Origin of the sequence: Chitinophaga niabensis, assembly GCF_039545795.1 — a bacterium.
Classification (GTDB): Bacteria; Bacteroidota; Bacteroidia; order Chitinophagales; family Chitinophagaceae; genus Chitinophaga; species Chitinophaga niabensis_B.
On record NZ_CP154260.1, the window covers coordinates 4492169 to 4517096 of the forward strand.

Genomic DNA, 24928 nt, shown 5'->3' on the forward strand with positions numbered 1-24928 from the left:
CGCTATAATAAGTTTCAGATTACTTTCTGATTCCTAACTTCTCAATGAGGGCGCGGTAGCCAGAGAGGTTGGTTTTGGAGAGATAAGACAGCAAACGCTTTCTTTGTCCTACCATTTTCATCAGACCACGGTGCGTAGAGAAATCTTTTTTGTTTTGTTTCAGGTGAGCAGAGATACTGTTGATCCGCTCAGTTACTAAAGCGATTTGCGCTTCCACGGAACCGGTGTTCTTTTCGCTACCACCAAATTCTTTGAAAATGTTAGCTTTCTTTTCTACTGTTAAGTAAGGCATCTTGAATAAAAATAATTTTTTTAACTCGCTATTTTTCCGGTGCAAAGGTATGAAGTTACGTTTGTATTAGCAAATACAAATCAAAATGTACATACTTTCTCCCCTTTGCCTTGAGGATCAGCTTTATACCAATATAAAATTTTAAACAAAACTTACGGCTGCATTGTCCGTTACCTGTCCGTTTTCTGTCCGTAAAACACGGGAAGGGAACTTCTGGAGTACAATGTAGTCGTGGGTAGCCATGATAAGGGCAGTACCATCTTCCCGGCAAATCCTGAACAGCAGCTGCATAATGCCGTCTGAGGTTTCGGGGTCCAGGTTACCGGTAGGTTCATCAGCCAGGATCAGTTTGGGGGAATTGAGCAGGGCACGGGCAATGTCTACCCTTTGCTGCTCTCCGCCAGATAGTTCATAAGGCATTTTGAAACCCTTGGTGCCCAGGCCTACCTTTTCCAGTACATCGTGGATCTTGTCCTCGATCTGCTTGGGTTCCTGCCAGCCGGTGGCTTTGAGGGCAAACTTGAGGTTATCGTGCACATTACGATCAGTGAGCAGTTGAAAATCCTGGAACACTACGCCCAGGTTCCTGCGCAGATAGGGTACTTTCTTCCAGTCCATCTTTTTCAGATCAAACCCTACAACCTGGCCGTTCCCCTCTTTCAGGGTGAGGTCCCCATACAAAGTCTTCAGCAGGCTTGATTTACCTGTACCCGTTTTGCCGATCAGGTAAACAAATTCACCCCTGTTGACCGTAATATTCACATCTGATAAGATCAATGAATGGCCCTGGTATATATTAACATTCGTCAGTTGAACTATGGGTTGATCCACCATTTATTTCCTTTTAGAAATTCAAAAATAACTAATTCCCTGTTATTGATCCGCTAAGGTTATTAACTAAAAAAATAGTTTGAAAACTAAATAAATAGTTTTACATTTGAATTGAGCGCGAAAATATGCTCCCGATTATGAAAACACTGACAAAAGCTGAAGAGCAGATCATGCAGGTATTATGGAAGCTGGGTCCTTCATTCGTAAAAGATATGATAGATGAGATGCCGGAGCCGCGGCCTCATTACAACACCATTTCCACATTGGTGAAGATACTGGTGGATAAAGGTTTTGTCAGCTTTAAAGCATACGGGAAAAGTCATCAGTACTATGCGCTGATCACTAAGGACGAATACAGTCATAAAACAGTGAAACATTTGGTATCCGGTTATTTTGAGGGGTCTTTCAGTAACATGGTTTCATTCTTTGTGAAGGAGAAAGATATGAGTGTAGCCGATCTCGAAAAATTACTGCAACAGATCAAGAACGCCAAAAACACTGAAAAATGACACCGCTCCTGGCCTATCTCGCTAAAGTGATCATCTGCTCAGGGATCCTGTATGCTTATTATCACATTGCTTTACGTAATAACCGTTTTCACCAGTGGAACAGGTTTTACCTGTTGCTTTGCACCCTGCTTAGCCTGGTGGTGCCTTTGCTGCGCATTCCGATCTCCTTTACTCCGGAGGATGCTGATACCATCTTCGTATATACCAGCCAGGTAGTTACCCTTCGCGAGCAGGTGTTCACGCCTGCGGGACCTTTACCGGTCACACATTTCAACTGGGTGTTGTTTTTATATTCAGTTGTGATAGCAGGTTTAACAGGCAGGTTATTATATGGTTACTGGAAGATTGTAAGGTTGATCCATATGAGCCGTGTGGAATTTGTAAAACCCTACTGGCTGGTGCTTTCAGAGCAGATCACTGCACCCTTCTCTTTCTTTAAATACATTTTCTGGAACAAGCGGGTGAATGCCACCACACCTGAAGGGCGGCAGATGTTGCGGCATGAAATGGTGCACATGCAGGAAAAACACAGTACTGATAAACTTTTTATGGAGATCATCACGGCTGTTTGCTGGATCAATCCATTCTTTCATCTTATCAAACGGGAACTTTCGCTTATCCACGAATTTATTGCTGATAAAAAATCGGTTGTGAACGGTAATGTGGCGGACTATGCACAAACCATACTGCAGATGGCTTTGCAAACGAACCGCAGCTTCAGCATGACTAACAATTTCTCTCATCAACCTATTAAACGACGCATCCTTATGCTCACGCAATCACGTAAACTGAGATTCAGCTATCTGCGCAGGTTAATGATCCTGCCCATAGCCATCATGATATTTTCCTCACTTGCTTTTGTTATCACGGAAGAGAACATTGATAAACTTGTTTCTGCGCCGCTGGACATTCCCATTCAGCAAAAGAAGGATAGTATCAAACCACCGCCGCCACCTGCTCCTCCCAAGAATCCGAAAGCACCTTACAAACCCATAAAGGTAAACGGAAAAGAGGTATTCACTTTCGTGGAACAGCCGCCTTCTTTTGCCGGCGGGGATGTAGCACTAAATAAGTTCCTGGCCTCCAATATCAGGTATCCGCATGCTGCTACAGAGAATAATATCCAGGGGACCGTTTTCGTTTCTTTTATTGTAGATGATGCTGGTAATGTAATGGATGTAAAAACAGTTGGTGCGCCAAAAGGCGGCGGGCTGGAAGAAGAAGCTAAACGTGTGGTGGAAAAAATGCCGAAGTGGGTACCAGGCAAGCAGAATGGCCGGCTGGTAAGTGTACAGTTCAACCTGCCTATCCGCTTTACCTTGCAGGAGAGTGGCGGGCCTAAAAAGAAAATAGCGGATGACGGCGCTTACTTAATGGTAGAAGAAATGCCAACTTATCCGGGTGGTCAGAATGCTATGATGCAATACCTTTCTTCCAATGTACGCTATCCCAAATCCGCTGTAGACAAGAACCTGGCGGGTACGGTATATGTGAGGTTTGACATTGATACAGATGGTGCTATCAGCAATGTACAGTCAGTGAATAAAGCGATTGGTGGTGGCCTGGAAGAAGAAGCGATCAGGGTAGTGAAGAAAATGCCTAACTGGAATCCCGGCAGGGAAAAGGGCCAACCAGTGCGGGTAAGGTTTGTATTACCGGTTGCATTCAGATTAAGTGCTAAATAAAACGAAAAGGCCTCAGTAATTACTGAGGCCTTTTTTATTATGCATATTCAAAAGTTCCGAATTCACTCTTCACCGTTACTTTCTTAGCAGGACTATCTGTAACCCTTCCTACAATCTGTGCATCAATGTTGTAAGTCTGGCTGATGCGGATGATATCTTCTGCAATCTGCTCCGGCACGTACAACTCCATGCGGTGGCCCATATTAAACACCTGGTACATTTCCTTCCAGCTGGTGCCGGACTGTTCCTGGATCAGGGAGAATAAAGGGGGTATGGGGAATAAGTTATCCTTGATCACATGCAGGTTATTGATGAAGTGCAGCACTTTGGTTTGTGCGCCACCACTGCAATGTACCATGCCATTCACCTGGGAACGGTATTGTTCCAGGATCTGTTTGATCACAGGGGCATATGTACGGGTAGGTGATAATACCAGTTTTCCGGCAGTAACGTTACCCACTCCCGGCACATTGACCATATCAGTCAGTGCTTTTTTACCGCTGAACACCAATTCCTGAGGAATGGAAGGATCATAGCTTTCGGGGAATTTCTGTGCAACTGTTTTATTGAAAACATCGTGCCTTGCAGAAGTAAGGCCATTGCTGCCCATACCTCCATTGTATTCCCGTTCATAAGTGGCCTGGCCTGAAGAGGACAAACCTACTACCACATCGCCTGCTTTGATACGATCGTTAGAAATAACATCGGACCTTTTCATGCGGCAGGTAACGGTAGAATCCACAATAATGGTGCGTACCAGGTCTCCCACATCAGCAGTTTCCCCGCCGGTGGAGTAAATGCCCATGCCATAACTTCTCAATTCTTCCAGTATTTCTTCCGTACCATTGATGATGGCGGCAATCACTTCTCCGGGAACCAGGTTCTTATTCCGGCCTATGGTGGAAGACAGCAGGATGTTATCTGTAGCGCCTACACACAGCAGATCGTCTGTATTCATGATAATGGCATCCTGGGCAATACCCCGCCAAACACTGATATCGCCTGTTTCTTTCCAATAGGCGTAAGCGAGGGAAGATTTGGTGCCGGCCCCGTCTGCATGCATAATATTGCACCAGTCTGCATCTCCGCCCAGTATATCCGGGATGATCTTGCAAAAAGCCTGGGGGAATAATCCCTTATCTATATGCCGGATGGCGTTATGCACATCCTCTTTGCCGGCAGAAACGCCTCTTTGGGCGTAAAGGTTTTGATCCACGATGTTCCTATGTATTAACTGAATGAATTGCAAAAGTATTGGAATCCGTTCAAAACATTTAGATTTGCACCGGCGTTTTTGAAAATATGATCATCTAACGATGCAGGTTCACAGAGATTTACAACAATTGCCCGATTTCAGGAATGCCGTGATCACCATCGGTACTTTCGACGGAGTGCATACAGGCCATCAGTACATTTTGCAGCAATTGCAAGAGGCTGCGGAGGCCTGCCATGGAGAAACGGTGATCATTACCTTTGATCCTCACCCGCGGGAAGTACTGGCTCCCCAGAATAAAACGGTACACCTGCTGACCACGCTGGATGAAAAGATCCAGCTGCTGGAAAAATGGGGCATTCACCACCTGGTGGTGGTACCATTCACCAAAGCTTTCTCAGAACTCTCTGCCACTGCATATCTGGAAGACTTCCTCATCAGCACTTTCCGCCCACATACTATTATTATAGGATACGATCACCGTTTCGGGCACAACCGGGAAGGGGGATTGGAATTACTGGAGGCGGAACAGCAGAAATTCGGTTTCCAGTTGCTGGAGATCCCGCAACAAGTGGTACATGACCTCACGGTAAGTTCCACCAAGATCAGGAATAGCCTGCAGGAAGGAGCTATTCTGCTGGCCAATGAATTGCTGGGATACCCTTATTTCATTAACGGAAAAGTGGTACATGGAGATAAAATGGGCCGCCAGCTGGGTTTCCCCACGGCCAATATCGCTTTGCACGACAGCCGCAAATTGATTCCTGCCCAGGGAGTATATGCTGTGAAGGTTACAGTAGCCGGCAAAGAATGGAAAGGTGCGCTGAATATAGGTACCCGCCCTACTTTTAATGGTAGTGAGCTGAGGATAGAAGTTTACATCCTTGATTTTAATGAAGAGATCTATGGAGCAGAGATCCATGTTTCCTTCATAGAATTTATCCGTGCAGATAAAAAGTTTGATGCTGTGGATGCGCTGGTGGTGCAGATCACAGATGATGTGGTGAAGGCGCGTGAGATATTAAGGTCTTAACATCCTGTACGCCATTTCCTTCATCAACTCCCCATCTTCCGTTCCGCTATCATTGATACCAATACTGCGCAGGTTGTACTGATGCAATAACAGCAACGCTCTTTCCGTGCCATCAGGACCAAATTTCCTTGCCGCTGCCATATAATCTTTCACGAAGAAAGGATGCACGCCTATAGCGGATGCCATTTCCTTCTCCCCTCCTTTTACACCAAACAGTAAGCTGATCTTGGCGAAATAATTATACAATGCGGGGATCACCATTTGAATGGGCGCTGCTTTGGGATTGGCAGAGAAGTATTTAATGATGCGCATCACTTTCCCCATATCCTGCATACCCAGTGCATTCTGCAATTCAAATACATTGTATTCCTTGCTGATGCCTACATATTTCTCAATGTCCGCCTCATCTATCTTCTTGCCGGCAGGCAGGTTCACTTTTAATTTATCTATTTCATTGGCAATGCGGGACAGGTCATTACCGATATGGTCTGCCAGCAGCACACAGGCTTTTTCCGAAATACCCAGCCCCTGGCTTCTTACATAAGCTTCCGCCCAGGCAGGGATCTGGTTATCGTACATTTTTTTGGTAGACAACACCACTCCTTTATCCTTGATCAGCTTGGCCGTTTTACTGCGCCCATCTATTTTACCTTGTTTATGCGCCACTACAAAAATGGTGGAACCCAGAGGCTGCTCAATGTAAGCTTCCAGTTTCAACAGGTCTTTCATAGCCTGTGCTTCTTTGAGGATCACCACCTGGCGTTCAGCGAACATGGGATAACGGCGGCAGGCATTCACTACCGTGGCCCAGTCTGTATCCTTTCCATATAATACGGTGAGGTTAAAACCCTGTTCTGCTTCGCTGAGCAAATGATGTTCTGCATAGTCCACCACCTGGTCAATGAAGAAATCCTCCTCTCCTTCCAGCCAGTAAAGCGGCCGGAACTTATTACTCTTCCAATCTTTTATAATATCCTGGTAGTCCATTTTATATTTAAGCTACGATAGAAATTCCATCTTTTTCGATCAAAGGCAAACCTTTGAATTTCAATAACAATTGTGCTACAGTCAGCACATCTTTCTGGCAGTAATCTGCGATCCTTTTTACGTCTCCGGTTTCCCAGTATACTTTGCCCACCATACTGCCATCGATATCATCTTTTGGTGTGGGAATACCCATCACAGCCGCCAGGAGTTTGAGGGAAGTATAATTCCGGAACTCTCCAAAACGCCATAACTGCATGGTATCCAGCAAGGGTTGTTCCCAGGGTTTGAAGTTATACAATTGCAGGGAAACGGGTAAAGAAAGACCATTGATAAGTGCGCGGCGGCAAATATAGGGAATATCAAATTCGCGGATGTTATGCCCTGCAAATTGAAAACGGGGGTGGCGGGTAAAAAACTTATGTGTTAGTTCCAAAAATCCGGAGAGCAGCTCTTTTTCGTCATTTCCATAAAAAGATTTGATACGAAGTTGATAATGACCATTTTCTGTAAAGAAGAAACCAGCGGAGATACAAACGATCCTTCCGAATTCTGCCATTAAACCAGCTTTCTCACTGAAATTTTCAAAAGCGTTTTCAGATTCTGGCGCAGTTTTTGCGTTTTTCTCCAACCAGAGAGCCTGAAGCTCGTCTGGCAGGTGATCAAAGGATGCAGTGAGCGGAGTGGTTTCTATATCGAGGAGTAATAATTGATCGAGGGCAACGTTATTGAGCACGGCAAAAGTTTTAAAACGTGTAATTTAAACAAATTTTAACGTTTCGGATTTTTAGAAAATTTTACCCATATAAACAATCAAAAATAAAACATCACTATTATGGCGGAAAACACATTTACGACTGGTACGCCCAGTAATTCCGGACCTGAAAAACCAAAAAGCAACAAAAACGGAGTGATTTACGGCGTTCTCATTGCCGCCCTGGTGGGAACCTGGGGGTATATGTTCTACGACAAAAGTCAAACCAGTAAAGAACTGGTAACTAAAGAAAATCAATTAGATACACTCACTACATCCCGTAATGAACTGCAATCTGAATATGATGCGGCACAAGCCCGCCTGGATGATCTGATCTCTCAGAACAGCCGGATGGACAGCCTCGTGAAGACTAAAGACAAGGAAATTGCAGACATGAAGGGCCGGATCAAAGGTATCCTGAGCAATAAGAACGCAACTGCAGCTGAGCTGGCAGAAGCAAAACGCCTGATCGAACAATTGAAATCCACTACCGAAGGGTATGTACAAACAATTGAAAGACTGGAAGGAGAAAAACTGGTGATCACCGGCGAACGTGATTATGCCCGTAAAGAGCGTGATTCCGTAGTAGTGGTGAAAGACAGCCTGGGTAAGAAAGTAGACCTCGGTTCTGTACTGCACGCATCCAACATTCAGCTCTCCCCTATCAATGTTAAGCGTAATGGCAAAGAAGAAGTGACTTCCAAAGCTAAACGTGCTGATATGATGCGGGTGTCTTTTGACCTGGATAACCGTATTGCACAGGCAGGTGATAAAGAGATCTATGTAGCCATTACCGCTCCGGATGGTTCTCCGCTGGCTGTAGAAGCTTTAGGCAGTGGCCGCTTCACTTTGGAAGATGGTACTGAAAAGCTTTACACCGTGAAGAAAACTGTTGCTTACAGCACGGGTACCAATCAACCGGTTAGCATGGACTGGAAACAAAACTCTGATTTTAAAGCCGGAGATTATACAGTGGAAATCTACCACGATGGCTTCAAGATCGGGGCTGGAAAAGTTCACCTGAAAAAAGGTGGCTTATTTAACTAGGAAACTTTAGATAGATATATCCAACATTCATCTGAGAAAGGTGCGGCTGTAGTCGCACCTTTTCTTTTTGCCCGGGGCGGCCATTTGGCACCTATGTGGTTGTTAAAGATTGGTTATTGAATAAAAAATATATATAATAATATAATAAATTTAACTTTCTTTGCGGAACATTTATACAGCGTTTTCCCGGGGGTGCATGTTCAAAATATGCTGAAACCAAGTTGCTTGTGAACCTGAATTGCAGGTTAGCCTTTTGAAACCAGACTAAATTATGGAGCTATTCGATAATATTTATGACATGGCAAATACGAATAAGGTAGTTTATGTGATCGACGACGATGAGATTTTCCACTTTATTGTAAAGAAGATGTTCGGTTTACAGGGTTGGGATGTGGCTGTGAATTCTTTTTTGTCTGCCGAGGATGCCATTGAGAACCTGAATTCATTTGCAGCCAAGAACCTGCCCTGCCTGATCATCCTTGATATGAATATGCAAAGAATGAACGGGTGGGATTTCATTGAGGCTTTCCGGGAGTTAAAAACACGCCTCCGGCAGCATGTACCTATTATTATGTGTTCTTCTTCCATGAACATCCAGGATATGGAAAAAGTGAAGAAAACACCTGAGCTGATGGCTTATATCACTAAGCCACTGGACAAATCAAAGATGAAAGTAATTGAAGAATATCTCTGAACAGAGAGCTAATACCCAAAAAAGTAACCCAATAAAAAAAGAGCGGAAGTAAACCTCCGCTCTTTTGCATTTTATATTATTTCTCATTTCTATTTACGCTGTTACTGCTTCTCCGTACATCTCAGCACGCAGGGCTTTGATGCGTTCATCCGCCAGGTATTCATCAAAGGTGGTCAGGCGGTCGATAATACCAGCCGGTGTGATCTCAATAATACGGGTGGCCACGGACTGCATGAAAGTATGGTCATGGGTGGTGAAGAGCACAATACCCTTGAAGTCTTTCATGCTTTCGTTGAAGGACTGGATAGATTCCAGGTCCAGGTGGTTCGTAGGTTCGTCCAGGATCACCACGTTAGGGTCCTGCAGCATCATACGGGAAACCATGCAACGCACTTTCTCCCCTCCGCTCAATACGGAAGTTTTCTTCATCACCTCATCGCCACTGAAGAGCATTTTACCCAGGAAACCGCGCAGGAATGGTTCATCCACATCTGTTGTAATGTGTGGTGGAACGAATTGGCGCAGCCAGTCCATCAGGTTATAATCACCTGTAAAGAACTTGGCGTTATCATCAGGCAGGTATGCTTTGGTAACGGTAGTACCCCATTCCAGCTTACCACTGTCTGCCTGCTGCTCTCCGTTGATGATATCAAAGAAAGTAGTGAGGGCCAGGTGGTCTTTAGACAGGAAGGCAATCTTATCCCCTTTATTTACAGAGAAGCTTACATCGCTGAAGATCTTACGGCCATCGATGGTTTTCTCCAGTTTCTCTACATTCAGGATCTGGTTACCCACTTCCCGCTGTTGCTTGAAGATGATACCCGGATATTTACGGCTGGATGGTTCGATATCTTCTATCACCAGTTTTTCCAAAGCTTTCTTACGGGAAGTAGCCTGTTTGGATTTAGAGGCGTTAGCACTGAACCGGGCGATAAAGTCCAGGAGGTCTTTCCGCTTCTCTTCCATCTTCTTGTTCTTATCATTCACCTGACGGGCAATCAACTGGCTGGATTCGTACCAGAAAGTATAGTTACCGGTGAAGATCTTGATCTTAGCACGGTCAACGTCTGCCACATGAGTACAAACCGCATCGAGGAAGTGCCGGTCGTGGCTCACAACAATCACAATGTTCTCATAATCAGCGAGGAAGTTCTCCAACCAGCCGATCGTTTCAACGTCCAGGTGGTTGGTAGGCTCATCCAGCAGCAGAATGTCCGGATTACCGAACAGGGCCTGCGCCAGCAACACCCTAACTTTCAGGGCCCCACTCAGTTCCTTCATGAGAATACCGTGCATATCTTCTTTCACACCCAGGTCACCCAACAGCACGCCGGCATCACTTTCTGCGGTATAACCGCCCATTTCGCCATATTCTGCTTCCAGTTCCCCTGCACGCATGCCATCTTCTTCGGTAAAGTCCTCCTTAGCGTAAATGGTATCACGCTCGTGGGCAATTTCCCAAAGCTTTTTATTTCCCATAAGCACCGCATTCAATACGGTAACTTCATCAAACTCATAGTGGTTCTGCTTGAGCACGGACATACGTTCACCCGGCGTAATCTCTACGGTACCTTTATTAGGCTCTATCTCTCCGGAAAGTATCTTGAGGAAAGTAGATTTCCCCGCTCCGTTGGCGCCGATAACACCATAACAGTTCCCCTTCGTAAAGTTGAGGTTCACTTCATCGAACAATACCCTTTTACCGAAAGAGAGCGTGACGTTTTTTACACTGATCATTGTGCTGACTGATTGAAATTTTGAAGCCGCAAAGTTACGAAATATCGGGGATATCTTTTTAGAATCCTGAAGGGCTGTTCGCATGTGTTTTTTTACTAATAACTACCTATTGGCATCCTGCCCCATCCTGCCCGGGTAACGGTTAAGTTTCTACCGTACGTCTTTCTTAAATAAGCCATCAATTCCATGAACCAAGAAAGACTACAATACCTCTTAGACCGTTACCGCAGTGAACAATGTGATGAGGAGGAACTGGCCGAACTCAATGAATGGTACCATTCCCTGAAATACAGCCCCGCAGATTTTCATCAATGGCTGGCAGAAGCCAGTGGAGAGAAAGTACTGGCGGAACAGCTGTATAGTAATTTCAGCAGCAGAACAGCTCCCCGGAAAAAGAGACTTATCTGGCAAATAACCGCTGCTGCAATTATTGTGATCCTGGCAGGTTCGGCACTGCTTTATAAAACTAAAGTTGATCAGTCAACAGGGCTTGCTGTTCAATCGGCTATAAAACCGGGGACCAATAAAGCTATCCTCACTTTAGCCGATGGCTCACAGATCACACTGGATGATGCAACAGATGGCAAAATTGCCAGCCAGCGGGGCATTAATGTAACCAAGTCTGCCAACGGACAGCTGACCTATGATTTTTCAGGTGATCAGCAGGGAAACGAAACAGTATTTAATACCCTGTATACGCCCAAAGGCGGTCAATATGCCGTGATATTACCGGATGGTACAAAAGCCTGGCTGAACTCAGATTCCAGGCTTAAGTTCCCTGTAGTGTTTTCCGGAAAGGAAAGAAAGATCTCGCTGACAGGGGAAGCTTATTTTGAAGTACGGCATTTGAAAGACATCCCTTTTATCATCACCACCGGTAACCAGACCATAGAAGTATTGGGTACTCATTTCAATGTGAATGGTTATGAAGATGAACAGGCGATCCATACCACCTTACTGGAAGGCAGCGTAAAAGTGCGCAACATCCTTACACAACAGGAACAATTACTGGTGCCCGGCCAGCAATCCAGCTTTAGCAGGAGCAAAGGAGATATAGCAATAAGAAAAGCCAATACAGAGGAAGTGATGGCCTGGAAGAACGGGTACTTCCTGTTCGATGATCAGGACCTGCCCAGTATTTTAAGGGCTATCAGCCGGTGGTACGATGTAGAAATAGAATATCAGTACACCGGTAAATATGAAAAATTCGGCGGCACCTTTTCCCGCTCATCTGACCTCCAGGACATCCTGAATAACCTGCAGGAACTTGGGGCCGTACATTTCAACATCGCTGACAGAAAGATCATCGTAACTAAATAGCCACGTTTGAAATTGAATAACACTAACTATAAAAAGGAGGTACCTAATCAGGAGAAGTACAGTAACAACCAAAATTACCAAAACCAGGGACGTTGGAGCGCCCCTGGTTCTATTAGCGATTGCTAACAAGGGTAATAAATAATTTATGGACTAAATTATCTATTAACATTAATCACATTCAAATGTACAAAAAATTCACTGAATTGTTTTTCAGGTGGGATTCCTATGTGTTTCCCAGATTATTGCTAACCATGAAACTGATCTTCATTTTCCTAACTGCCACGTTTTTGCAGGCCAGGGCCGAAAGCTTTGCGCAGAAAGTAACTGTTACGGTTAAAGATGCGCCCATAACGGAAGTGATCGCCAAACTCCGTAAGCAGACCCGTCTCGATTTTCTATATAACAACGCCACCATTAAACATGCCAAACCGATCACGATCGAGGCAAAGGATATGGACATCCTTCATTTCCTGGACAGTTGTTTCAGGGATCAGCCATTTGAATACAAAGTAAAGAACAAGACCATCCTGATCGTTACGAAGTTTGCTGCGCCGCTACCAGTACCTGCTACTGCCAGTGTGCAGTTTCAGAAACTCACAGGTGTTGTGAAAGATACGATCACGGGAGAGGCCTTGATAGGTGTATCTGTTGGCGTGGAAGGAACCAGCCTTGGTGCCAATACAGATGAAAACGGCGCATTCACCCTGAACCTCCCGGGAACCTCTGCTGTGCTGATCGTATCGTATATCGGATATGAAACGAAAAGGATCCCCATCAATGGGCAGACCACTATCAATATCCTGCTGAAGAAAGGAAATAACAAACTGGATGAAGTGATTGTGGTAGGTTATGGTACCCGTACAAAAGGAGCCGTAACCGGCGCTATTTCAACTGTAAAATCTGAAGTGTTTGAAAACCGTCCTTTGAATAACAGCTTCGATGCCTTACAGGGAACCATTCCCGGTGTTACGATCACAAGAGCAAGCGGGCAACCCGGCAACCAGGGCTACACATTGCAAACGCGCGGTTATTCTTCCATCAATGGTAATGTACCGCTGGTAATGATAGATGGAATTCCGGGAGATCTGAGTGTGATCAATCCAAATGACATTGCTGAGATCACTGTACTGAAGGATGCAGCAGCTTCCATTTATGGAGCCAGAGCTGCAGACGGGGTTATTCTTGTAACCACTAAAAAAGGAAAGAAAGGACCACCTGAAATATTGTACACACTCAACTTCGGGATAAAGACACCTACTTACCTTCGCAAGATCACCAACACTTTGCAGTTCGCGGAAATGATGGATGAAGGATTACGCACAGTAGGCCAGGCAGGTTTTAATCAAACTGTGTTTGATAAGATCAAAGCCGGTGCCCCACCAGACCTTACCGGAGGATGGAACTATGGCGTAACAAACTATCCCGGGTTCTACGGTTATACTGACTGGAATAAAGAGATCTACAAGAATGGTACACAACACATTCACAACATCTCTGTATCCGGCGGTGGTGAAAATAACAGCTACCTGTTATCCCTTGGTTATAACCGGGATAATGGTAATCTGCGTTACGGCGTAAATAACCTGGACCGTTATAACATGCGCCTCAACTATGATTTCAGGTTATTGAAAAATGTAACGGTAGAAACAAGGACAAGTTTTGAAAACCAGGTGACCCGCGAACCGAGCAATCTCGGTAATGCATTAACCAATGTACCACGCCAGTTCCCCTATCAGCCGGTATTCAATCCCAAAGGCCAGTTCTATGGCTACCAGGGATATGAAAACCCTGCGCAGACATTAACAGAAACCGGTAAACGGGATATCAATTACTCCAGGTTCACCACTAACCTGAAGATCGATTACCAAATCATAGAAGGGCTCAAACTTACCGGTCAGGCATCTGTGAAAATGGATTACTACAATGACAATGCAAACTACCGCACCTTCACCCGCTGGAATTATGCCGGCGATGTACAGGATGTAAGACAGAATCCTAACTCTGCTTATTTCAGCAATCGAAAAACACTGAATAAATTATACCAATTCTATTTTGATTACAATAAAACTTTTGCAAGGCATCATGGAATTAACCTCACCGGCGGAACTTCCCTTGAACAGAATAATGCCAACGGCCAAACTACCTGGGGTTACAACTTCCTGAGTAACGACATCTTTACACTGAACCTGGCAGACCGTACTAAAACAGCCTATGCTAATTTCACAGGCAGTCTCACCAATTCAGCACTGGCCTCTTACTTCGGACGCTTAAGTTATTCCTATAAAGAAAAGATCATTTTAGACGTTACAGCACGGGCAGATGGCAGTTCCAAATTTGCACCGGATAAAAGATGGAGTGCTGTGTTCCCTTCTGTGGCACTGGCATATAACCTCACTAATGAACGTTTCATTGAATCCCTGCAAATGTTCGATCTGCTGAAAGTAAGAGCAACATGGGGTAAAATGGGTAACCAGGAAATAGGTTCATTGGGTTTGTATGATTACATCCCGCTGGTATCCATTGGTGGCAACTATCCAATTGGTTCACCTAATGCTGGTCTTACCGGAGCTTCTTCCAGCCCTGCTTCCGCAGACAGAACATGGGAGACTATCGAGAACAGGAACATCGGTGTAGATGTATCACTCTTACAATCCCGCCTCTCCTTCACTTTTGATTATTTTACCAAGGTAAATGATGATATGCTGGTGGGCATTGCGGTGCCTGCTACCTATGGTGGTACTGCTCCTTCTTCCAACCAGGGCCGGCTTATTACCAAAGGTTTTGAAACATCACTGACATGGAAGGATAAGATCAACGATTTCCGTTATAGCATTAACCTGCAACTGAGCGATAGCAAAAACAAATTAGTAGAGTTGAAGAACAGTGACAACTACCAGGAAGGATTGAACTTCGTAAGGCAGGGTTATTCTATCTATTCTTATTTCGGATATGAATATGCAGGCATCATCCGCACACAGGCAGAACTGGATAAATACAAAACCCTTCAGGGGGTCCCCTCCAGGATCGCAATTGGTGATGTGATGTACAAAGACCTGGATGGTGATGGTAAGCTCACTGCATTTGGTGATAAAACAAAAGGACTGGCAGGTGATATGAAATACCTAGGTAACTTATTGCCCCGTTATACTTTCTCTTCTAACATCAATGTTGGCTGGAAACAGTTTGACCTGACTGTTTTCCTGCAGGGAGTTGGTAAACGCAACATTCAATACAGCGGTGCTATCAGTACACCCAACACCTTCTTCTGGCCTTCACTGGCATACTACTATGGTAAAACATGGAGTCCTGAAAGACCTGATGCACAGTATCCCCGTTACATTCCGGGAAACATGGGGTATGATGACCTGAAGAATTACAATTACCGTACCTCTTCTCTTGTGATGCAGAATGTTGCTTACCTGCGTTTCAAGGTGATCACACTGGGATACGATCTGCCTCAAACAGTTACTTCCAGAATCAGGATGAAGAGCGCAAGGGTATATTTCAGCGGGCAGGACCTGTTCACCATATCCAAAGGAACGCTGGGGAATAACTTCGATCCGGAAGATGGTTTCCGGAATGAGGGAACTTATCCTTTCAGCAAAATATACGCAGTAGGTCTGAATGTTAAATTTTAATCCACGCACACATGAAATCAAAATATCTCATCATACTATTCTTAATACTGGGTTGCAATAAAGAATTGGACCTGGTTTCGCAGGACACCATCACAGACGGCATCTTCTGGAAAACACCCAATGACTTTAAGCTGGGTGCCAACAATCTGTACAACGGTCTGGACAGGTTCGGATTTGAGGATACAGAATCCGATATTGCTTTCAATGATCCCAACTCCGTGAGCAACGGTAACTATCAGCCAACTGAAAACAACGGTCAGTGGACGGGCAGCTATAATAACATCCGCGCAGCTAATAATGTGATCGAAAAAGGTGCAGCCACAACAGATCCATTGATCAAACGATATGTAGCAGAAGCACGGTTCTTCAGGGCCTGGTATTATTACAAACTGCTGCGCGTGTTCGGTGGTGTACCTCTTATCACCAAAGTTTTGAACACCGGCGATAAGGAACTTTTCACAGCAAGGTCTACCCGTACGGAAACAGTAGACTTCATTTTGAAAGACCTGGCGGATGCGGGACCTGATCTTCAACTGAGAAGTGAACTGGCAGCTGGTGACATTGGCCGTATCACCCGTGGTACTGCAGCAGCGCTTGCTGCAAGGGTGGCATTATTTGAAGGTACCTGGCAGAAGTTCCATGGAGAAGCCAATGCCAATAAATACCTTGATGCTGCCATTGCCGCCTCCACTGCTGTGATGAACAGCACGCAATATGGATTATACACAGGCAGCGGTGCACAAAGCTATCGTTACCTGTTTATTGAAGCTGGTGATGATTCTCCTGAATCTATCCTGGACCGCCGTTATGCCAGGAATATCCTGGGGCAGGATATTCCTTATGGATATGATCAGTCTGGTTACAACCCAACCCGCAAACTGGCAGACATGTACCTGGATACTACCGGCCTTCCCATTACTAACCCCGCTACTGTGTTCAAAGGCTATGCAACCTTCTCTTCCGAATTCGATGACAGGGACCCGCGTATGACCATGACCATGATCATCCCCGGCACTTTAACTAACCGTGTATTCAATCCTATTGTAAAAGTGGCCAACTGGCCGGATAAACCACAGCGTAATTTCAATACGGGGTACATCCTTTACAAATACATGTCTGAAGACGCTACTGCCAATAACTCCGGCCGTAACGGAGATGCGAGCCTCTTTGAATTTGACCGGCACCTGATCCGTTATGCAGAGATCCTGCTTACTTATGCAGAGGCGATGTATGAAAAGAATGCGGCTATTTCAGATGATGATCTGGACAAGTCCATCAACATCATCCGCAACAGGGTAAACATGCCCCGGCTCACCAATGCATTTGTAAGCGGCAACGGTTTGAATATGCGGGAAGAGATCAGGCGGGAAAGAACTATTGAACTGGCGCTGGAAGGTTTCCGGTATGATGATCTGCGCCGTTGGAAAACAGCGGAAACAGAATTACCGCAAGATGTAAAAGGCATCAGGATCAAAGGAACAGACTGGCAAACGAGAGCGCCTTACAGTGACCCCGTGTATCAGAACAGAACAGATGCCAATGGTTTCCTGATCTCAGAGTCCAATAGAAAATTCGATCCACTTAAACATTACTGGCAGCCACTGCCTACAAAAGAAGTAGCATTTTATCAGGCCAGCGGTTATTCGCTGCCACAAAACCCACAATGGTAATATGAGGAAAATCTGGATTTGCCTGATCATGTTTCTCCCGCTTATAGGGAAAGCCGATGGCCCAAAGATCGTGAACATCGTTAATTTCATCCGCCTGCTGGAACCACGTGATGCAAAGATCACGCAGGATGTACTATATCAAACGGTGGTAAAACAGGTGGAGATTATGCAGCAGTATAAACTTGGTGGTTCATTCCTGTTGCAGTACGATGCGCTGATGGACCAGCGGTACCAAAGTTTATTAAAAAAACTGCCACGCGGTGAATATGAAATAGGCGCCTGGTGGGAACTTCCGCAACCTTTAATTGAAAAGGCCGGTTTGAAATGGCGGGGCCGTTATCCCTGGGACTGGCATGCGGATGTTGGTTTTTCAACAGGCTATACACCTGAGGAACGCGAAAAGATCGTGGATGTGTACATGGCTGATTTCAAAGCGATATTTGGATACTATCCCCGTTCTGTAGCTTCCTGGTTCATTGATGCGCATACATTGAATTACATGTATGATAAATACGGCATCGTGGCATCTGCCAACTGCAAGGACCAATATGGAACTGATGGTTATACTTTATGGGGCGGTTACTGGAACCAGGCTTACTATCCCAGCAGGCTCAATTCCTACATGCCTGCACAACATGCAGCACAGCAGTTACCCGTACCTGTATTCAGGATGCTGGGCAGCGATCCCGTGCGGCAGTATGATGCCAACCTGGGTTCAAAAAGGCAGGGCGTGATCTCACTGGAGCCGGTTTATCCAAAAGCAGGAGGAGATTCCACCTGGGTATACTGGTTCATGAGGGAGTTAGTGGAAGGCGCGTCTCTTGCCTTCAATTATACACAGGCAGGACAGGAAAATTCATTCACATGGGAAGCCATGGAAAAAGGATTCCTTATACAAATGCCATTGATCGCACGTTTACGGAATGAAGGAAAGATCAAAGTGGAAACACTGGAGGCCTCCGGTACCTGGTTTAAAAAGCAATTCAAGGTAACACCTGCCACTGCATTTACGGTGAATAACGATCTGCCTGGCAGCGATAAAAAAACGGTGTGGTACAACAGCCGTTTCTACAGGCTGAACCTCCTTTGGGAAAACGGGCAATTACGCATCAGGGATATACATCTCTTCGATGAAAAATTCCCGTCTGTTTATACCACGCAGAAAGCCACTTCCAATGAGTGCACCTTTTTCACGCTCCCTTTTGTGGATGGTTATCTATGGAGTAAAAGCGATCTTTTTGCAGGTATACGGTTTAAGGCGCTGGTGAATGGAAAAGAAGAGATCATTCAGGGTGGTGATCCTGTTGTCACTTCAGCAGGTGCAGATAAGCTGCGTGTGTCCTGGCCTTTGCAGAGCATTCCCGGAAAACTGGAGATGGTGATCAGTGAAAAAACGATGAAGATACAGCTGAAAGGAAAAGTGAGCTGGTTCCTCGAAATGACGACAGCAGGTAATATGGCACTGCCGTACAAAAACATTAAACCAGACCGTATTGAATGTGAGTCAGAAGGCATGCCATATGTGGTGAAAGCGGTGAGTGGGAATTTTTCTACATTAGAAGGAACTGCTTTCAGAATATCTCCCCGGTCCAATGTACTAACCTTAGACCTTTCAAACGGTAATTAAATTAAAAGTCCCGGCGATACTACCGGGACTTTTTAATTAAGATGTGTATGCAGCATAACGAGCAGTAACATCATGCTCTTATCGTAGTAGAGCAGGTTACCTCTTAGTATCCGCAGTGCTTTGCGCATATGCTGCTCTACCGTATTTTCAGAGATCCCCAGTTGCAGCGCTATCTCTTTATTAGATAAATGTTTCTGACGGCTTAGTTTGAATACCTTTCCGCATTGCGGCGGCAGCCTTTCAATTTCAAATTCCAGCTTTTTCTCCAGGTCTCTCGTTTCTATCTGAAAATAAGGAGAGTTATCCCTTTCATCAACAAAACTGGTATTCACATGATGAAGATATTTTCTTTGCAGTACATCTCTGCGATAGGCATCGAGGATCTTATTCTTGAGGGTAACATATAAGTAAGCGAACAAGGAAGAAATACTATCCGCGGCTTCCTTATTCCTGAACAGTGTAATGAAAACTTCCTGCACAATATCCTCAGCAATATCGCGCTCCCCTACCTTCTGATAAGCAATGGACAATAACTGAACTGCGTATCTTTTATAGATCGCCTCAAATGCCAGTTCTTCCCCCTTTTGCCATAAAAGGATCAGTTCTATATCGCTAAGTTCCATTTATGAAATAGATAAAAAGTGAATCCGGATGATGCCTAAACAAATATAAAGAACATTCAGTTAATGGTCAAAGGAACGCTTAATACCGCGGAGCCATATTGAACAATTTTTCATTATGAACTGTTTAATCAAAAATGTTCTTATGATCCGTGAACTTGCTAAATACTGGTGGCTGGTGGTCCTGCGGGGTGTACTGGCTATACTTTTTGCCGTCATGGCTTTTGTCTGGCCATCTATTACCCTTTCCATTCTCGTGGTGTTCCTGGGCGCATATTTTTTAGTGGATGGGATCTTCTCCCTCGCTCATGGATTCAGGATCCGGAAAACGGATACACATTGGTGGGTTTTGGTGCTGGAAGGCCTGCTGGGTATAGTAGCCGGCATTGTTTGTTTATCTATGCCTGGTATTACCGTTGTTTTTATGGTTGGGCTGATAGCACTCTGGTCTGTAGTGACCGGCATCCTTGAAATTATACTGGCCGTACGCCTGCGAAAAGAAATTCAGAATGAATGGATGCTCGTGGTAGCAGGGGTTTTCTCTATCATCTTTGGGGTGTTACTCTTTATGCAACCGCTGGCCGGTGTAGTTGTTATTTCCTGGTGGCTGGGCATCTACGCATTGTTCTTTGGGATCTTTATGATCACGGTTGGTGCGCGGTTAAAGAAATTTGCGTAGGAATGATGCACATCCCTACGCAAACTCAGATCTATTTGTCGATTCCCTCCAGGTGCAGCAGGAAGGCGTATTGTAATGCAACGTCCTTAATGGCTTTAAACCTTCCGGAAGCACCGCCGTGGCCGGCTTCCATATTGGTTTCCATCAGTAACAGGTTATTATCTGTTTTCAGTTCACGCAACTTGGCTACCCATTTCGCAGGTTCAAAATATTGCACCTGGGAATCATGCAGACCAGTTGTTACCAGCATATTAGGATATGCTTTCTTCTCCACGTTATCATAAGGAGAATAAGATTTCATGTAATCATAAGAAGCTTTGTTCTTTGGATTACCCCATTCATCAAATTCACCGGTTGTTAAAGGAATGCTTTCATCCAGCATAGTGGTCACCACATCTACGAAAGGTACTGCAGCTACGATACCATGCCAGAGATCAGGACGCATATTTACCACAGCACCCATCAGTAATCCGCCTGCGCTTCCGCCCATTGCATAGAGATGTTCTTTGCTGGTGAACTTCTGTGCGATCAGGTATTCTGCACAATCAATGAAGTCCGTAAAAGTGTTCTTCTTTTTAAACATCTTTCCATCTTCATACCAATACCTTCCCATTTCCTGTCCGCCTCTGATGTGCGCAATCGCATAACAGAATCCGCGGTCCAGCAGGCTGATGCGGTTGGAAGAAAATGTTGGTTCAATAGAGTTGCCGTAAGAGCCGTAACCATATAGCAGCAAGGGTTTCTGGCCGTTCTTCTCAAACCCTTTTTTATACACCAGGGAGATGGGTACCATTGTACCATCTGTGGCTTTCGCCATCAGTCTTTCCGTTACGTAATTCTTCGGATCATATCCACCGATCACTTCCTGTTGTTTCTTCAGCTCTTTTTCTTTTGTATCCATGTTGTAATCAAAAGTAGAGCTGGGCGTAGTGAGGGAAGTGTATCCGTAACGCAGTATTTTAGAATCCATTTCAGGATTGGTACCACTGTAGGCTACATATGCCGGTTCGCCAAAATCAAGATAGTGTTCCTGTTTGGTGGTAGTGTTGATGATCCGCAGCTGGGATAATCCATTCCTGCGTTCGCTCAGTACCATATGATCTGTAAAGAGGTCCAGCCCCTGCAGTAATACATCGCTGCGGTGAGGGATCACTTCTTTCCAGTTTTCTTTAGAAGTCTTATCCAGCGGGGATTCCATCAAACGGAAATTCTTTGCTTCCCAGTTGGTAACGATAAAGAATTTATCACCCCTGTGATCAATGTCGTACAACATATCTTTTTCACGGGGATGAAATACATTGAATGCTCCCCCGGGTTTATCCGCATCCAGGATACGGTATTCGGAAGAAAGCGTACTGCCACTGCCGATCACGATGTACTTCTTTGATTTGGTCTTATACACGTAGGTATTGTACGTTTCATCCTTTTCAAAGTATACTTCCATATCAGCAGCAGCTGCTGTTCCTAACAGGTGTTTTACAATCCTTTCAGAACGAAGCGTGGTGGGGTTCTTACGGGTATAGAACAATGTTTTGTTATCGTTCGCCCAGGTGGAACCACCGGTTGTTTCGGAGATCACGTCTTTCAGTAATTCGCCTGTTTCCAGGTTCTTTACATACAGGGTGTATTTTCTGCGGCTGACTGTATCCACGCCATAAGCGAGCAGCTTGTTATCAGGACTCACATTCAGCCCTGCCACGTTGAAGAATTCATGGCCTTTTGCCATATCATTCACATTCAGCATTACTTCTTCAGGAGCGCTGCCGCTGCCTTTTTTGCGGCAGTGAATCGGATAATCCTGTCCTTCTTCAAAGCGGGTGTAATACAGGTAACCGTTTTCGAAATAGGGCACGCTTTCATCTTTTTCTTTGATGCGGCCTTTCATTTCTTCATACAGTTTTTCCCTGAATCCTTTTACGGGAGACAGCATCGTGTCCAGGTACTTATTCTCTGCTGTAAGATATGCGATCACTTTTGGGTTCTCGCGTTCATTCAGCCAGTAATAATAATCGATACGGGTATCTCCGTTGGCCGTTAATTCTTTTTTGATCTTTTCAACTGTCGGCGGCGTCACATTCATTTGCTCAATCTTTTTTTCTGTAGTGTTGCAAGCCATCATAGTGGTAATGGCAAGTAGTGGGAAAACATAATGCTTCATAATGATACAGGTTTAGGATCACTGAATTTAACGATAAATCAGATAATTCGCATATTCTCCGGGTCCCAGTTGATCACCTTCTTCTTAAAGTAGCTTTCGTTAACTGCCAAAGCCGGGCCGGCAGCGCGTAAACCAAAGGTGGCATCTTCTACAACGGGTTTACCGTTGCGGATGGACTCAAAGAAGTTCACGAAATGGTCGTAACGGTCGTCATAACCCGCAGGGGCCTTATAAACAGACTCTTCCGGCTTGTGTTCAGCCTGGTCTGCTGCGCTGTATTTGGCATTGTATTGTTTCGCAAATTCCTCCTGCTGGGCCTTTGTGAAAGTATTATAGGTATCCCAGCCACCATAACCCGGAGCCTTGGGTACTTTATGCTGTTTGAGCTTAAAATCGTTCCATCCCATTTCCAGAACACCTTCCGTTCCTATCAGGCGGGTATATTCCCCTCCCCCGCTGCCATCGGCAAAATTCACCCGCAACGTCATCTGGAAGGCCGGATGTTCTTTAGTAGCGGGGTAATCAAATACCGCTACCATCACATCCGGTACATCCCTGCCATCTTTCCACTGTACCAGGTTGCCGCTGGCAAAAATGCGTTCAGGGCCTTTGGAGCCTGTTATGAAATGCAAACCTGTGATGAGGTGTACAAAGAGGTCTCCCGGAACCCCGGTGCCATAGGCCTTGTAATTCCGCCAGCGGAAAAAGCGTACGGGATCAAAAGGCAGCTTGGCTGTATCTTTCAGGAAGGTGTCAAAATCAATTGTTTTGGGAGAGGCATCCGGTGGAATGGAATACTGCCATGCGCCTAATGCGCTATGCCTGTCCATTTTAGCCTCCACCATGTTCAGTTGCCCGATATCCCCTGCCAGGTAACGTTTCCGGGCTTCTGCCAGGGCTATGCTGCTTACCCGCTGGCTGCCTACCTGGAGTACCATTTTGGTGCGTTTTTGTGTGGCAATCACTTTATGGCCTTCCTCTATCTGTTGCACCATGGGTTTTTCGCAGTATACTGCTTTGCCTTTTTCCATGGCGGCAATAGCCTGGGTATCATGCCAATGGTCTGGTGTGGCAATGATCACGGCATCCACATCTTTCCGTTCCAGGATCTCCCTGTAATCACGGGTGGTGAAAATATGGTTACCATACACGGTTTTAGCTTTTTCCAGGTGGCCATCATACAGATCGGCCACGGCTACCAATTCCACACCCGGTACTTTCAGGGCTGTGCTCACATCCCCAAAGCCCATGATGCCCATACCAATACCTGCTATGCGGATCTTATCATTCGGGCTGATATTGTGTTTAGCGGGCTGAATGATATATTGCTTTGCAGGGTCAGCGGCCAGGCCACTGAGGGAACCTGCTCCTATTAATGCTGCTGTGCTGCCTAGTTGCTTGATAAACTTACGGCGGGAATTATCTGACATAATCTGTTCAAGTTATTGGGTCCAGTACCAAGATAATAAATAATGATATTAAATTAACAATATGCCCGGAGCAAGGAGAAGACAACCTGAACACAAGGAGAAGACAAGGAGAAGCCTATGTGAAGAAGGGGTAAGAAAGTATCAGAACTATGGGAAGATGTACTTAAAGGTAAGAAAAAAACCGTCCCAGTTAATTTGAGACGGTTCCTTTTTTTGCTTAACCATATTGAATTTGTGATACAAATTATTTTTCTGAGCTCAAACCGGCTCCAATGAATTCACGGTTCAGGCGGGCAATGTTCGTGAGCGAAATACCTTTAGGGCATTCTGCTTCACAGGCGCCGGTGTTTGTACAACTACCGAAACCTTCTTTATCCATCTGGGCTACCATGTCCATAGCACGTTGTTTACGTTCAGGATGCCCTTGTGGTAATAAAGCCAGTTGAGATACTTTAGCGGAAGTGAACAGCATGGCAGAAGAGTTCTTACAAGCTGCGACGCAAGCACCGCAACCGATACAGGCTGCTGCTGCAAATGCATTGTCCGCATCAAATTTATCAATGGGAATAGCGTTGGCATCTACGGCGTTACCTGTGTTTACAGAGATGTAACCACCTGCCTGGATGATGCGGTCAAATGCTGAACGGTCTACCGTCAGGTCTTTGATCACAGGGAAAGCAGCTGCACGCCAGGGTTCTACAACAATGGTATCGCCATCGTTGTATGCACGCATGTGCAGCTGACAGGTAGTTGTTTCATTCCAGGGACCGTGTGCACGGCCATTAATATACATAGAGCATGCGCCACAGATACCTTCACGGCAATCGTGGTCAAATGCAACCGGGTCCTTTCCTTCGTTGATCAAACGCTCATTCAGCACATCAAACACTTCCAGGAAAGACATGTCTTTGGAAACGTCCGGAACCTCGTAGGATTCGAACTTCCCTTTCGCCTGGGTGTTTTGCTGACGCCAAATCTTTAATGTGAGCTTCATAATGAAATGATTT

The 24928-nt window shown here is 45.2% G+C and carries 20 protein-coding genes; 10 read left to right on the forward strand and 10 right to left on the reverse strand.

Annotation, left to right across the window (positions count from 1 at the left end):
- Positions 1 to 19: 19 nt before the first annotated feature.
- Entirely contained in the window at positions 20 to 292 is a 273-nt protein-coding gene (gene rpsO / locus AAHN97_RS17740; protein ID WP_074243278.1) for a 30S ribosomal protein S15, read from the reverse strand.
- Positions 293 to 433: 141 nt separating this feature from the next.
- The gene (locus tag AAHN97_RS17745; protein ID WP_074242948.1) at positions 434 to 1126 is read right to left on the reverse strand and encodes a cell division ATP-binding protein FtsE; all 693 of its coding nucleotides are present in this window, start codon (positions 1124 to 1126) and stop codon (positions 434 to 436) included.
- A 134-nt stretch (positions 1127 to 1260) separates the two neighbouring features.
- Here AAHN97_RS17745 and AAHN97_RS17750 point away from each other — a divergent pair, with 134 nt between their 5' ends.
- Together AAHN97_RS17750 and AAHN97_RS17755 are read left to right on the forward strand one after the other, a co-directional pair.
- Complete coding sequence (locus AAHN97_RS17750; protein WP_074243277.1) at positions 1261 to 1632, forward strand: BlaI/MecI/CopY family transcriptional regulator; 372 nt, start codon at positions 1261 to 1263, stop codon at positions 1630 to 1632.
- The gene (locus AAHN97_RS17755; RefSeq protein WP_343303405.1) at positions 1629 to 3317 is read left to right on the forward strand and encodes a M56 family metallopeptidase; all 1689 of its coding nucleotides are present in this window, start codon (positions 1629 to 1631) and stop codon (positions 3315 to 3317) included. The genes AAHN97_RS17750 and AAHN97_RS17755 overlap by 4 nt, the downstream gene beginning before the upstream one ends.
- Positions 3318 to 3354: 37 nt before the next feature.
- Here AAHN97_RS17755 and AAHN97_RS17760 read toward each other — a convergent pair whose 3' ends face one another.
- A complete protein-coding gene (locus AAHN97_RS17760) occupies positions 3355 to 4533 on the reverse strand; it encodes an AIR synthase related protein (RefSeq protein ID WP_343303406.1) in 1179 nt (392 codons plus the stop codon).
- A gap of 100 nt (positions 4534 to 4633) precedes the next feature.
- Here AAHN97_RS17760 and AAHN97_RS17765 point away from each other — a divergent pair, with 100 nt between their 5' ends.
- Complete coding sequence (locus tag AAHN97_RS17765) at positions 4634 to 5563, forward strand: bifunctional riboflavin kinase/FAD synthetase (RefSeq protein ID WP_343303407.1); 930 nt, start codon at positions 4634 to 4636, stop codon at positions 5561 to 5563.
- Here the strand turns inward: AAHN97_RS17765 and holA are convergent.
- On the reverse strand, positions 5552 to 6550 hold the full coding sequence (holA, locus tag AAHN97_RS17770; protein WP_074242944.1) for a DNA polymerase III subunit delta: 999 nt from the start codon (positions 6548 to 6550) through the stop codon (positions 5552 to 5554). The genes AAHN97_RS17765 and holA overlap by 12 nt on opposite strands.
- A gap of 7 nt (positions 6551 to 6557) precedes the next feature.
- Positions 6558 to 7283 (reverse strand): 3'-5' exonuclease, encoded by a 726-nt coding sequence (locus AAHN97_RS17775; protein WP_343303408.1) that lies wholly within the window; start codon positions 7281 to 7283, stop codon positions 6558 to 6560.
- A gap of 99 nt (positions 7284 to 7382) precedes the next feature.
- Here AAHN97_RS17775 and AAHN97_RS17780 point away from each other — a divergent pair, with 99 nt between their 5' ends.
- Together AAHN97_RS17780 and AAHN97_RS17785 are read left to right on the forward strand one after the other, a co-directional pair.
- Entirely contained in the window at positions 7383 to 8348 is a 966-nt protein-coding gene (locus AAHN97_RS17780) for a hypothetical protein (RefSeq protein WP_343303410.1), read from the forward strand.
- Positions 8349 to 8646: 298 nt separating this feature from the next.
- On the forward strand, positions 8647 to 9042 hold the full coding sequence (locus AAHN97_RS17785; protein WP_343303411.1) for a response regulator: 396 nt from the start codon (positions 8647 to 8649) through the stop codon (positions 9040 to 9042).
- 93 nt (positions 9043 to 9135) lie between these two features.
- On the opposite strand, the gene AAHN97_RS17790 is transcribed toward AAHN97_RS17785, so the two are convergent.
- On the reverse strand, positions 9136 to 10779 hold the full coding sequence (locus AAHN97_RS17790; RefSeq protein WP_074242941.1) for an ABC-F family ATP-binding cassette domain-containing protein: 1644 nt from the start codon (positions 10777 to 10779) through the stop codon (positions 9136 to 9138).
- 186 nt (positions 10780 to 10965) lie between these two features.
- On the opposite strand from AAHN97_RS17790, the gene AAHN97_RS17795 reads away from it, so the two are divergent.
- The 4 genes from AAHN97_RS17795 to AAHN97_RS17810 all read left to right on the forward strand — a co-directional run bounded on the left by AAHN97_RS17795 (position 10966) and on the right by AAHN97_RS17810 (position 19034).
- Positions 10966 to 12099, forward strand: a complete 1134-nt coding sequence (locus AAHN97_RS17795; RefSeq protein ID WP_343303413.1) for a FecR family protein — start codon at positions 10966 to 10968, stop codon at positions 12097 to 12099.
- A gap of 251 nt (positions 12100 to 12350) precedes the next feature.
- Positions 12351 to 15737: a SusC/RagA family TonB-linked outer membrane protein gene (locus AAHN97_RS17800; protein ID WP_343303414.1), complete on the forward strand. Its 3387-nt coding sequence runs from the start codon at positions 12351 to 12353 to the stop codon at positions 15735 to 15737.
- Positions 15738 to 15748: 11 nt separating this feature from the next.
- On the forward strand, positions 15749 to 17407 hold the full coding sequence (locus AAHN97_RS17805) for a RagB/SusD family nutrient uptake outer membrane protein (RefSeq protein ID WP_343303416.1): 1659 nt from the start codon (positions 15749 to 15751) through the stop codon (positions 17405 to 17407).
- A gap of 1 nt (position 17408) precedes the next feature.
- The gene (locus AAHN97_RS17810) at positions 17409 to 19034 is read left to right on the forward strand and encodes a hypothetical protein (protein WP_343303417.1); all 1626 of its coding nucleotides are present in this window, start codon (positions 17409 to 17411) and stop codon (positions 19032 to 19034) included.
- 32 nt (positions 19035 to 19066) lie between these two features.
- Here AAHN97_RS17810 and AAHN97_RS17815 read toward each other — a convergent pair whose 3' ends face one another.
- Complete coding sequence (locus AAHN97_RS17815) at positions 19067 to 19657, reverse strand: RNA polymerase sigma-70 factor (RefSeq protein ID WP_343303418.1); 591 nt, start codon at positions 19655 to 19657, stop codon at positions 19067 to 19069.
- Between the two features lie 142 nt (positions 19658 to 19799).
- On the opposite strand from AAHN97_RS17815, the gene AAHN97_RS17820 reads away from it, so the two are divergent.
- Complete coding sequence (locus AAHN97_RS17820; RefSeq protein WP_343303419.1) at positions 19800 to 20333, forward strand: HdeD family acid-resistance protein; 534 nt, start codon at positions 19800 to 19802, stop codon at positions 20331 to 20333.
- A gap of 31 nt (positions 20334 to 20364) precedes the next feature.
- On the opposite strand, the gene AAHN97_RS17825 is transcribed toward AAHN97_RS17820, so the two are convergent.
- From AAHN97_RS17825 to AAHN97_RS17835, 3 genes are all read right to left on the reverse strand, one after another.
- Positions 20365 to 22491, reverse strand: a complete 2127-nt coding sequence (locus tag AAHN97_RS17825; RefSeq protein ID WP_343303420.1) for a S9 family peptidase — start codon at positions 22489 to 22491, stop codon at positions 20365 to 20367.
- A 38-nt stretch (positions 22492 to 22529) separates the two neighbouring features.
- The gene (locus AAHN97_RS17830; RefSeq protein ID WP_343303421.1) at positions 22530 to 23921 is read right to left on the reverse strand and encodes a Gfo/Idh/MocA family oxidoreductase; all 1392 of its coding nucleotides are present in this window, start codon (positions 23919 to 23921) and stop codon (positions 22530 to 22532) included.
- A 244-nt stretch (positions 23922 to 24165) separates the two neighbouring features.
- Positions 24166 to 24915 carry a succinate dehydrogenase/fumarate reductase iron-sulfur subunit gene (locus AAHN97_RS17835; RefSeq protein WP_343303422.1) on the reverse strand — a complete coding sequence of 250 codons (750 nt, stop codon included), beginning with the start codon at positions 24913 to 24915 and terminating at the stop codon, positions 24166 to 24168.
- Positions 24916 to 24928: the final 13 nt, after the last annotated feature.